Below are 13208 nucleotides of genomic sequence, written 5' to 3'. Positions count from 1 at the left end.
AGAATTACTTCCAGTATGCGATCATTGGTGCTGTTACGTTGTGCCATACGCTTCTATTAAATTCCTGCTTTTTGCATCGCATTAAACATAGCAGCAATGGAAGCAGCCCATGTATGCGACAAAGCAAAGGCTTTTCGATTTGCTTGCATGGCGGCATCACCCGGCTGTTGTAAATATGCGTTGATTGCCGCTGCAAAATCTTCTTGGCTTTCCGCTGTTTTTACATAGGGTTCAAACATTTCCATAGCTACAGTTTTGGTGGCTACAATATCTTTTCCCAATGCCAGATACTCATCTATTTTTCTGGGATAATTGCCAATAGTGAGTTCATTAAGCACCTGTGGATTGATACACACATCAAAATGCTGTATATAGGCATACAAGGATGCAGCAGGCTTAGTACCCAAGAAATGCACGTTCGGCAATTGATGCAGTATGCTGTTGCGAAATGCCTCATCTTCCGGCCCCACCAATACCAACGATGCCTTTACATATTGAGCTACATGCTCCAGCAATTCTATCCCCAACCTTGATTGTATCAATGCGCCTGTATAGCCAATGATTGGCTTAGCAATGCCGGCCAAATCTTCCGGACAAGGCAATGATTCAGTCTGCAAGCCACTAAAATCACAACCCTGACCAATATCGTAGCTATGCTGATTGTTTTGCTTGCCGTAATCGGACAAATATTTTGAATTAGCTACTACACAATTGGCTTTGGCCATGAGAGCAGGCTCCAGTCTTTTACCATGCTTACTGAAATAAGGTTGCGCATTCAGATAATCACGGATGTAGTATATCGTGGCTTTCACCGGCAGCAATTCATTGAGGTATTGTCCTCGAAAAAAATCATTATCGATGAGTAAATACGGTTGCTGAAAATGTAGCTGCTGCATTCCTTTTTCAATATCTATAGCAAGGCGCTGGTTGTTTCGTTTATTTAACCAGTCAAACAAACCTGCATGTCCAATCCAGTTGATGGATTCAAGAATAACAGTTGGTGTCAATACAAACAGGTTGGGTTGTACTTCCTCAATCAACAGGCTTCCAGATGCACGAACTTTTTTCCGTTGAATAATCTTTGCATCCTTTCGCTGGCGAATAGCAGAAATACGATCGAGTGCCCGGTTGATGTACAACACCGGGTAATGCTTCGACAATTCCTCCGCCATGTTTTTGAAATTGCTGCCAATTTCAATATCCCAAGGCTGCAGGCCCATCATTACAAAGCTGGTATGTTGGTTGGTTGTACTCATTTTGCCCAAGCCAGTTTAGTTTTTGCAATGCCCAACAAATATTGGTATGCATATATCATTTGCATGAATATCCGAGGTATTGATACATCAAACAAACGACGCATGATTAGCTGATTGATGATAAACACAAATGCATGAGCCGTTAGCACACCATAAGCAGCACCCTTCAATCCAACGGAGCTGATGAAAAAGTAACAGGCAATCACACTCACGGTCATCAGCACCATCATCATGATCATATTGATATGCGGCTTTCCTGTTGAATCGAGGAGTGTACCAAACTGACGTAAAAAAGGCATGAAAAAACTAACACATACACAAAGCTGCAACAACTGCGTAAAGCTGGTATATTTTTCGCCGCCAATGAGGTATAAGAAAATTCCGGGAACAGCAATCACACACAATGCAGCAGGAATAACAATGGCCAGCCCAATACCTACCGCTCTTTCATACAATGCCCCTACTTCATTGTTTCCACCACCGGCATGCAGTGCTGCAGATTTGGGGAACAACACATCGGCCAATACCTGCGAAGGAATGTCGATAATATTGGTAAGCCTGGCACAAATACTTAATGGAGCAACCATCGCCGAAGAAATCAGCATAGAAGTCATGAAGTGGTCGGTGGTTCTGAACACAGAAGACGCAGCATTTGTACCCACGACATATTTACTGTAGTGTACAAACTTACTCACCCATGCTGCATCCCAATGCCAGCGAAACCGGAACACACTATTGTGTTTCCACAGAATAAATATTGCCGATGCAAAGATGCCGGCGTTGTATGCCCAAACCAGTGCAGAGCCCGACATGTCTAACCATCCGAAAGCCAGTAAAACAACGATGCTCAACGCCACTACCTGACGGATGAACAATGCATGAAATACCGGTTTGAAATTGGGATATACAGCCATGCGCCATTCAAAATAGGTGCTTACTCCTATGAGTATATTTCCGGGAATAAACCACAGCAACATTTCATTGAGGCCGGCTGCATGCAGTGGGGCTTCGATATTGAATAAGGCCAGCAGCACCAATGCCACACTGGAGAGGCTTGTGATAAAAACATTGAGCCACATGGCGGCTGAATAAACGGCATCTTTTTCATCGGCTTTTGCTACATGGTAAAAGCGAATGAGGGCATTACGCACCATGCTTTGCCTGATGATTTCTATAATAGAACTGATGAGTAAAAATTGCGCCCATGTACCCAAAGAAGATTCGGTGAGTACTCTGGTAAGAATAACCGTACTGGCAATACCGAACACCAATGTACTGGCCTTAATGAGGGCGCTGTACAATCCTGCTTTGAGTGTAGAACTGGCGGTATGTGTATTGCTTGCCATGAATTATTGTGTCACCAATGTTGGAGCTTGTTTCTTTTCAAAGGACCATTGAAAAATCCATTGCCAGTTTTTCTTTTGTGCAATGCTGGCCACCAACATAGGTATGAGCATGCCCAAAGCAATGCATATGAACAGTAACACTGGCACGTAAGTATAGCCGATGAATTTACTGAAAACGGTGCGCACCAGCGATGCTACCAGCACATGCATTACATAAATCTGCAGGCTATACCTGCCAATGGCTGCGAAAATTTTGCCGACAGCTGTACCATTGAGTTGCATACTTAGCATGAGCATAAACAGGCCGCCAATCTCTGCAATGAAGAAATACAATGCCGGTTGGTAATACTCAATGTGATTGGCACTACCATGGCTATTATTAATCATCAAAAATTGATAATTAGCATATAGAAATAACGGCAGCAACAGCAATAATACCCAAGTCTTCTTTACCCATACTTCTACTGCTGGCCTAAAAATGTATTGAGCAATCCAGCTACCCAAGGCCATAAAAATGTAGTAGTGTAAAATATCATACACAAATCCGGTTTCGATGTGATACACCGTAATGGCACCAGAGGCAGCGTACAAAACAATACCCAACAATACATGTTGCCATGCTTGTAATTTGAACCAATGCGACAGCAACGCAAACAGCATTGACACATTGAACAAAGCATACAAATACCAAAACTGATCGATACGACGGGGCCTGACAATCAAATCGAAATAACTAATCCAACTACGGTCTGCATTGGTGTATTTTGACATGATGAATTGCAATGTGATTTGCAAACAACCCCAGAGCAAAAAAGGATAGAGTATGGTACCTGTCTTATTCAACGCAAACCAACCAAAGCCTCTTTTAGCTAAGCTGGAGGCTACAAAAATGCCCGAGATCATAAAAAACAAAGGCATGCGAAAACTGAAGAACATGATGTTGGCATCTTCAAGCATGGGAAATGATTCGGTACCAAGATTTGCTCTCGACAGTCCCTCAAACACATGCCGGTATACCACCAGAATAATGGCAATACCTTTTGCAACATCTATCCACCCGTAGCGGTTCGTTTTTTGTTGAAGCGACTGCATGCGGCTTACATTTCTAACACGTCCATTTCCACTTTATTCAATACAGCGCCCAGGTAGTTTTTGCCATACTGCTGCACTCGCTGCATACTTTCAATGGCAGCAATATTCAACACATTGTTTGCTGCATGAATCGTTGCTACAGCTTCAGTGCTGGCAAGTACTTCCAGTCCGTCTACATGATATTTCAACGCTGCCACTTCAATCAAAACGCAATCAAAATCAGTGTTTGATTTAGCAACTTCCAAAATCTGAGCAATGGTCTCAGCAAGACCCACGGGTGGTGCGGTGGAGGATGCAATACCTAGTATGGAAATACCTGGTACAGCAGAGTCAGTTATTTGTTTTTTCAACGTAGCAGAAGAGACTGTAGTGCCCAGTAATGGAGACAATCCATCATTACCACTCAATTGTTCTGTAAGTGATGCAGAAACATAGTTGCCGTCAATCACCAATACTTTCTTACCTGCCTGCGCCATGCTTTTTGCAAGGGCAACGATTGCAACGGTTTTACCCTCCCCTCTTTCATAGCTGGCCATTACAAGCGAATGCACTTTTTGCGATTGCAATTCAATACGCAACTGTTGTATGCCGTTAATGAACAATACTTTTTCAGTAGCTTTTTTCTCATTCACCGGCTCATCGAGCAATGCCATTAAGGATTGCTTTTTTAAGGGTATCAAACTCAAATTTACCAGTGGCTTAAAGCCAGCCACTTTTGCAAATTGAGATGGCGATTTGATCGAGTTATCAAAAAATGCGGACAATAGAATAATGAAGCTGATCGGGAAGAACGTTACGATACCAGCCAAACCTGTTGTCAAAATGGTACGAGAAGATTCAGGTTTCAACGCAGGCTGCCCCATCAGTGTCTGACGGAAGTTCAATCCTCCATCCTGCTTGTACCCTTGTACTGCCTCAAAGCGTTGTTTGAGATCGGCAAATTCTTTCGATGCAATATCAGCCTTGGCCTGTTCACGGGATACATCCACATCTTTACCTGCTAATGAAGAAGCCTGAGCCTGATACTTGCGTATCATGCTTTCATATTCTGCAATATTTCCTTTTGCGGATGCAATGTCTGCCTCCAGTTCGTATTTGCGTTGCTGAAGTGTTTTGCGCAATTCTTCATCCGGTCTTTCCACGTTATTGCTTCTGCCTTTTTCAATCAGGTCTTGTTGCAGTTTTTTAATCCGTTGCAACAATGCCTGGTCATTGCCGCCTTTCGCATTGTTCTCTGCCTCGAGTGTACTTATTTGCTTACGAATTGCAACAATTTCGCTGTTGTTTCCACCACCACTCACCGGCGGCGGCATTCTTTGCAGCTGTCCTGTTACCGATTGCAACTGCGCCATATTCCGGTTGTAGTTTCCTTTCTCATCAGCCAGTTTGGTTTCATAATCTTGCACTATACTCAATGCCGCCGAAACCGCTGCAGAAATATCTGCGGTACCCAATCCTGCTTTGGTCGATTGCAGTTTATTAAATGTGCTATCAAACTCTTTGGCTTTTTGCTGCAGTTGTCTGTTGATTGATTCCATCGATTCATTGGAACGCACATTGGACAAGGAGTTGTAAAACCGCATAAACTCAGGTCCGATGGCATTTACCACAGTAGCAGACAAAACCGGGTTTTCTGAACGATACAGAATATCAATATAATCCGTTCTGGCTAATCGGTTTATGCTTAGTGTGCTTACAAAACTTTCGTAATCGTATCCATAAATTTCCAGCATTTCGAGCAGCTTATTTTCATCAGCGTTGGCTGTAGAAAGCAAGCTCACGGAATCAATTTTATTGCGCAAAATTTGTAATGCCTTCTCTTTGGGCAAATTCAATTCCTGAACTTCCGCCTTTTCTTTTTCACTTAAAACTTTAAATGGCTTTTCGGCATTTAAATCGTGTTGCAATACCCGATAGGTAAGCAATCCAATCACGTTGGGCGATTTAAAAGTTTCGAGTACGTTGTTGAATTTTACGTCAATCTCAAATACGTTGAAGTCCTCCTGCAGCGCTTTTGACTGCATGGTAAGACCAGTAGAATACTGAGCACTTGACAAATAGCTTTTCTTTTTCAGAAATGCATAGGTGAATCCAATGGCCGCAGCAAAAATGGTCAGCAGTAAAACCAAGCCATTTTCTTTTAGCCAATGCCTGGTAAAAAAGATCAAATCCATGATTGTTGGAATTTGGGGTATCTGTGGAAAACCGGGTCGAACCTGTATAGCAGACAGACCTGGTTAATGTTACCGCAATGTACCATAAATTAGGTCAATGCTGCAACACCAGAATGATAATTCTGTGAGTATCAGCAGTCATTTGCTGCCGATGGGGTTTCGCATTTGCAAAAAATCCATATACACCCCTTGACTGGCGATGAATATGGATTTAAAAAATAGCAGGCAGCCTCCAAGAATGGAGACCACCTGCCGTCACGCTTACCCTTATTCTATCTTCAATAACTTAATCGTCTGTGTCACTTTACCATCTACCACCACTCTGGCGATATACATACCCGGCTTCAAAGCGAAGGCTGATAGATTCATCGAAACAGTGTTGCCAGCGGCCATTGTTATTTTCCGGTCAGTAATCACCGAACCGTTCGCATTCAAGAGCTGAATTTGATAAGCTTTCGCTTTTTCGTTTCCGCCAATCTTGAATACCACTTCGTTTCTGAACGGATTGGGATATGCACTTACAGAAGTGCTGGTTGCTGGCTGGCTCAGGTTTACTCTGGCTGCATTTTCTACAGCAGGAGTAGTAGTTGTATTGCGAGACTGAGTAACTGGCGGTGGAGCCAACAGTGGCTTAGCAGGTGCTGCTGGTGCAGGTGCTGCTGAATACCCTTGTATAATTAAGCCACCCAGGAAGCCGAACTGAGCCAGTGCATTGGTTGATACTTCGATGTAGATTTCACCATCGGCAGTTGGTGTAATGCCGTCGATGTATTCTGCACGTGAAGTGTTCATTGATGCATTGAGGTAACGCACTTTTCCATTGACAGTGTAACTGGTCGTAAGGTTGTAGTTCCAGTTGGCACTAGCAAAGAAGCCCAATTTGTACTTCAACGATTGGTTGAGTCCATCAATCTTGATTTGCACTTTCTGACCATTATCTAACCAGTAGCTGCTAATCAAAACAGGGTCAGCAAAAATGCCGCTGTTATTGCCGGTGTTCATACCCGCCCAGAATTCACCATTGAAACTGCTGATCGGGTTGACAGCAACACCAGAGATATTGCCTTGATCGTTGTTCAGGTTTTCGTAGCGGTCGCCTACCTGCGGAATCACATTCGTGTTGTTCCAAGGTGCAGGTGCAGGATACTGATTGGTGAAGTGCAGGTATACAATGTTGCCCGGAGTGAGTACTGCTGCCGCATTGCTAAACTCTGTACCACCACCGCTTACTGTAGCCCGAACGATATAGAAATAACGGGTACCAGGAGCAGCTGTATTGTCAGTATACTTGGTCGTATTTGCTGGCAGACTGGTGAGCATGGCATATGATCCACCTGCAGTTGCTCTCCACAGTTCGTAACCTGTTTCATTATTCGCCCGGTCAGACCAATGCAGGGTTACAGAAGTACGGGTTGCAGCAGTTGCTTTCAGTGCCACAGGCGCCAAAGTACCTACGCTTGCATCATAAGATTCAATTACCAGGCCATTGAGATAGCTGTATAATGCACCACTGTTTTTGGTGATTGTTACAAATATTTCATTGTTGGCATCTGGCACCAAACCATTCAGTCTTGCAGTAGTGTCGTTGTTGTAACGAGACTGCATTTGTACAGTTTGGCTGCCGCTGGTGATGGTTGCAGAAGCATCAAAGCCAGCATTTACACTACCCAGGAAAGCGAGGTTGTACAACTTACCTGGAGTAAGACCTGAAAACTTCACTTGCTTGGCATTCGTAGTGCTTTCGTAGATGGCACTTCTGATTACTTCATCGCCAAATGCACCAGAATTGTCGGTAGTAATATGACCAAGATCTGTAGTACCTGTCCACTGCTGAACCAATGCGAAATCAACGGTTGTGGCAGCACCATTTTCGTCAGTCATATTCTGTATGTTCTTGTTGCCCATTGGGTAACCCAGAAGGTTGTTCCAAGGTGCTACTGCAGGCATGTTTTCGCTGCCGAAATTCAGATAAATAGCTGTTGTGTTTTTATCTGTAACGCTGATGGCTACATTCTTCACAACACTGGCGCCTTTATCATCAGCTACGGTAATTTGAATGCCATTGTACACTCCAATATTATCTACACTTGGTGTAGCTGCAATGTGGTAAGAACCACCGCCATTGTTTACCAGAGTAGCAAATGCAGGCAGGTTGCTGGCTGTAACTGTGAGCACATCGCTGGCATCATCTGTTACAGTAAATGGCAGCGTAGCCAGTGCATCTGTTTTTACATACAACGTAGAACCACCGGTAATTACAGGCGTTTTGTTGCCGGTAGTTACACTCACTACATTACTGTAAGCAGAGCTACCGTTGTTGCCAATGGCCCTGATTTTGTAGTAATAAGTAGTGCTGCTTGTGACGGTCAAATCATCATAGCTGCTGCTGTTTACATTGGTAGCTGCAGGGTTCAGCAATACAAAGTCTGCATCAGGCTGAAGTGATCGATACACTTCATATCCTGTTTCGTTATAAGCCACATCTCTCCAGGTCAGTTTTACACCACCTGTAGGTATGAGTGCTGCTGCAAAATCTTTTGGTAAAGCCGGAGCAGATCCATCATCAAATGCACTTTCAATTTCCAGCGCATTGAGGTAACCAACAGCAGTACCAGCAGCTTTCGCCATGGTAAAGGTGACTACACCAGATGCATCGGGCTGTACATTCTCAATCGATACTTTATTCTGATTGTTGTTTTGAACGTACAGACTTACAGTTTGGCTACCGATTGTGTAAGTAGTGGTTCCATTATCCGGAGTACCTGTCCACTTACTACCACCGTAGAAAGAGAACTTGTACTTTTTAGCAGGGTTCAAGCCCGTAGTACGAACGTTGATGGTATTTGGCGCACCAAAAATGCCAAAGTAGTAGTAATCTCTGATGACAGCATCCGGATACAGACCACTGTTATTACCGGTCACCGGACCTTGGTCAAATGTATTCCAGGCTGTTGTCTGGAAAGAAAGACCTACTGACGTGCTGGCTCCAGTTGTATTTTTCAATGCACTGGTGTTGAGACCTATCACATTGTTCCAGGGACTTGGGGCAGCCGAAGCTCTCTGAATGCTCACCAAAACTCTTTCGTTAGGAATAACTTCTGTAACGGTAAGAGAAACGGCTTTGCTATCAACCCCACCCTGTGCGTCGGCCACTTGTACAGTGAAGTTGTACGTATCTCCATCGGCATAACCCGGAGCTACAGTCAATTGAGCAGTACCATTGCCATTATCTGTAAGCGTTACAAATGAAGGCAAACCTGTAGCTGTAATTGTCAGACCTGACTGACCATCCAAATCAGTTGCAGACACCGAAACATTTGTACTTGAACCTTCGGCAACACTGCCTATTACAACAGGATCAAGTGTTGGAGGATTATTAGCATCTACCACAAGATTGAATGTGATATTGCTGGTTCCACCATAGTTATCAGTTGCAGTCAACTGAACAGCATAGCTGCCAATATCTCCAATTTGAGGCGACAAAGTAAGGTTACCAGTGCCATTGCCATTATCGCTAAGTGTAGCAAATGATGGCAAAGAAACACCCGCCAATACAACAGCATCACTGTTAGGATCGGCTGCATTGATGGCAATATTCTTGATAGTGCCAAACTTCATAGTAGTATTGGCTAATGCAGTAATCACTGGGGCATCATTGCCAGTTTTGGCAGAGTCCTGATTGCTATCGCCAGCGTTACCACCCACACCTGTTGCTACTACTTTGTAATAGTAAATGGCATTGGCAAAAAGTGAAGCATCATTAAAGGTGATGGTAGAACCTGTACCGGCTGCTGCAGGCGCAGTAGCAATTTTTCTGAAATTGCCATTGGTAGACAGCGAACGATACACATCGTAACCAGTTTCATTGCTACCATTATCTACCCATGTTACATCAACCGTATTGCTACCTGTAGCTGTGGCTACCAATGAAGTAGCTGCTGCAGGAATAGCAGGAAGTACATTGGTAATAGCATCAGAAGACAGGTAATTACTTGTCATTAACTGGTTGATTTCTGCGGCAGAAAGATTTGCATCAATGACACGCAAATCATCCATTCTACCACGGTAGTATGCAGTAGCGTTTGCACGGAAGGCATTACCGCTATTGTGGTAGCCTAAACGTGAGTTATTGGTAGTAGCAGCAACTGAGCTGAAAGAAAGGTTTGTATTCTCAGCACGAAGAACACCATCCACATACAAACGCAATGTATTGCCTGCATAAACCATTGCCACGTGTGACCATGCATTTACAGTAGTGAAGCTTGTAGATACAGAAACTGATGTATTGGCATTTACCACAGCAGCCTGCAATTGGCTGGCATTGATACGCATAGCAATGCCGTTGTCGGAACCACCAAAGTCGAAAATCAAGCGACTGTTGGTAAGCAATTCCGGACGTATCCACAACGCCACAGTTCTTGCAGTAAATGATGACTTTAAGAAATTGTTGGGTCCGCTTACGTCAACCACATCATTTGTTCCATCAAAATAAACTGAATGTGAACCTTCGTATGCCGTTGTGTTATAAGCTGCACCGCTGGCAAGCGTCAAAGTATTGGCGCCACCGGTTTCATCTGCATTGTTATTATTCATTCTCCAACGTGCTTCTGCAAAGCTGAATGCAAATGCAGACTCACCATATTGGCCAATGGCTCTAACCTTATAGAAGTAGCGAGTATTAGCAGTCAAGCCAATTGAATCGGTGAATGATGTCTGGTTTGAACCCACAGTACCTACAGTGATATACTGACCAGTTTTAGAAGTGCTACGAATGATCTCAAAACCATTTTCGTTATCACTTCTGTCTGTCCAGCTGAGCTGTATTTTATTATGAGCAGTAGCTGCAGCTTTCAAACTTGAAGGTGCAACAGGTGCTGCCCCTGCAAAAGGTACTGACTCATCAAAAGCAGTGCTTGGAATTTGCTGACGGGCAATACCCGCAGCGGTGCTTTGCCACCACACTTGCATTGACTGACCACCTGTACCTTGGAAATAGGTGATTGCAATGGGATGCAAACCAGCGGTCAGTGAGATAGTACCTGTTCTGCACTGATTGCCGTGAGCACCATCATTGTTTACCAATGCTGTAGCAGTATGGCTATAACTGCCGATGTACAACTTGCTACCATCATCAGAGCAGGTTTCGAAAGTATAATTACCAGAAACAGGAATTTTAATGGTGCCTTCCCACAAGAAACCATAATTGTTTGCTTGGTTTCTTAAGGTTATATCCACGTTTGCAGAACGACCGGTTTGAACTGGCGTAAGCGTAGAAAAGTTGGGCAATGTAGACCATGTACCATTGTACAACTTGTAAGACAAACCTGAAGCGGCGGCCTGACCAGTAATCTGGCTACTGAGCGGCGACAAATTGCCGGCGGCATCACGAGCCCTTACCTGAAAATTGTAGGTCTGGAAAGCGGTAAGGTTCGGAACCGTGAAATAGTTTGAGCTGGTTGTATATGACTTCTGGCCATCAACGAAAATGTCATACTTGTCTACACCAACATCATCAGTAGATTCATTCCACTGTAATGAAATTGAGTTCTGATTTGAAGAGGTGATAACAAGATTTTGTGGTGCTGTCGGGGCGCTGTCATCTACTTGTGTTTTACCCGTAGCTACAGCCGTTACAGGAGAAGCACCGTTATTGTTTACAGCACGAACAACGTAGTAATAGCTGGTATTTGGATTCAGTCCTTGATCCAGGAAGGACACAATATCTGTACCTGTTTTGCCAATCAAAGTAAAAGGGCCGGCATTTGATGTACTTCTGTACACTTCAAATCCTGTTTCGTTATTGGCAGGTGCAGGGTTGTCGCTCCAGTCGAGCTGGATGGTTGTTTTAGATGCACCCAGCGCCAGTAGTCCGCCAGCAGCATCTGGCAAGCCGGTTGTACCATTGGCATTGATAACAGTATAGTTGGTTGAAAACTCTGAAGAACAACCATACAATTCAGTTACTCTCAGCTTGTATTCACCAGCTGGTGCTTCAAATACTTTTGTAGTAGAAACAATTGCGTTATCACTCACCCGACGCCATTCATAACCAATATAATCTCCCGTTACAGTAAGTGGTACTGTAGTACGACCGTCGGTTGCAGGCACAACATTACTGTACATGCCATCAATTTGAATAGGCGGTGTAAGTGTAGTAGGTTTAATTCTTACCACAATGGGTGTTGGCGACCATGCAGACCAAGCACTGGTAGATGTACGCTTAAACCTTGCACGATAAGTACCATAAGAAGTTACGACCAATTTATTGGTAGTAGCACCAGGTATTACTACTCCATCTTTCTCCCATTCATAAGCAGCAAATCCTGCTGTCAATCCAAGTGTAGTATTAACAGGATCTCCGGGGCAAAATTCGCTTCTTCCAAAATATACGATGGGGTTTGCTTTGTGAATGTTATTCATGAAAGGAACCCAGGCAGACTCTGCCCATGCAGTATTCCAACACCCGTGACCTTGAGTTGGATAACGGGTATGCACAATGCTACCTCCCCTGTTTTTAAACGAGTCAACCAAAGCCACAGCCGTACCAGGTGCAGGGTTATTATCCTTATCACCTGTATACAAACGAATAGGAATTTCGAGGTACTTAGGTATACCAGGAATATAACCTAAAGATGCACCGCTTATAGGCTGAGCACCAGCAAATACTTTAGGATACTCTTCAATAAACTTCCAGGTACCCTGGCCGCCGATTGAGAGGCCGTGCACCATTACACGGTCTACGTCAACTTTCACATACTTCACCATCGAATCAATGATTCGGGCAAGTGTGGCGAAATGACTTGAACCCCAGCCGGAATTGTTTGCACCGAACTGAGGATAAATCAAAAAGCCATCGTAGGTACCATTGTTTACACGGTCGCGGAATGTTTGTCCGCCATGCAGCAATTGGTACTCGTTGTCATAAGCAGAACCACGTTCTCCCAAACCATGCAAAAACACAGTGGCGGGATACACTTTTCCGTCAGACACGTTGTGCTGGTAAGTTTTGGGAAACATTACCCGGAACTGAACACCCTGGAAAATGTAGCTCTTGAATTGAGTTGCATCCCAGTTTACCCGTGGTGTACGTACCCACTTGGTAATACGGTTCAGGGTTGGGCTGGGTGGTGGGCTCGCCGCATTGTAATTCACAATAGGGTCATTAGGGTCGAGTACGCCCGCCTGACCAAATGTTACCGTGCATGCAGCAAGGATGGTGAGTAAAAGAAATAAGCGTTTCACTGAAAAGGGTTTTAATGAAAAAGAGTAAGGAATGGTGACTATATCGAAAAAGGAAGAATAAGCTACACGTTAGCGTCTTGGAACATGGCAGATGGCGT

Annotated in this window: 5 protein-coding genes; all 5 read right to left on the bottom strand. The window is 44.0% G+C overall.

All coding sequences use genetic code 11. From position 1 onward, the window contains the following. Positions 1–56: 56 nt before the first annotated feature. The 5 genes from GLV81_RS07735 to GLV81_RS07715 all read right to left on the bottom strand — a co-directional run bounded on the left by GLV81_RS07735 (position 57) and on the right by GLV81_RS07715 (position 13110). Positions 57–1256 (bottom strand): glycosyltransferase family protein, encoded by a 1200-nt coding sequence (locus GLV81_RS07735; RefSeq protein ID WP_157478300.1) that lies wholly within the window; start codon positions 1254–1256, stop codon positions 57–59. Further along, on the bottom strand, positions 1253–2602 hold the full coding sequence (locus GLV81_RS07730; RefSeq protein WP_157478299.1) for a lipopolysaccharide biosynthesis protein: 1350 nt from the start codon (positions 2600–2602) through the stop codon (positions 1253–1255). The genes GLV81_RS07735 and GLV81_RS07730 overlap by 4 nt, the downstream gene beginning before the upstream one ends. Before the next feature lie 3 nt (positions 2603–2605). Next, entirely contained in the window at positions 2606–3694 is a 1089-nt protein-coding gene (locus tag GLV81_RS07725; protein WP_157478298.1) for an acyltransferase family protein, read from the bottom strand. Positions 3695–3699: 5 nt separating this feature from the next. Continuing rightward, a complete protein-coding gene (locus GLV81_RS07720) occupies positions 3700–5868 on the bottom strand; it encodes a GumC family protein (RefSeq protein ID WP_157478296.1) in 2169 nt (722 codons plus the stop codon). Positions 5869–6135: 267 nt separating this feature from the next. Next, on the bottom strand, positions 6136–13110 hold the full coding sequence (locus GLV81_RS07715) for a fibronectin type III domain-containing protein (RefSeq protein WP_157478294.1): 6975 nt from the start codon (positions 13108–13110) through the stop codon (positions 6136–6138). Between the last annotated feature and the right edge of the window lie 98 nt (positions 13111–13208).

This window comes from Phnomibacter ginsenosidimutans, assembly GCF_009740285.1.
GTDB classification, from domain to species: Bacteria; Bacteroidota; Bacteroidia; order Chitinophagales; family Chitinophagaceae; genus Phnomibacter; species Phnomibacter ginsenosidimutans.
The sequence above is the reverse complement of the archived record's forward strand: the minus strand, read 5'-3'. Positions and strand labels throughout refer to the sequence as shown.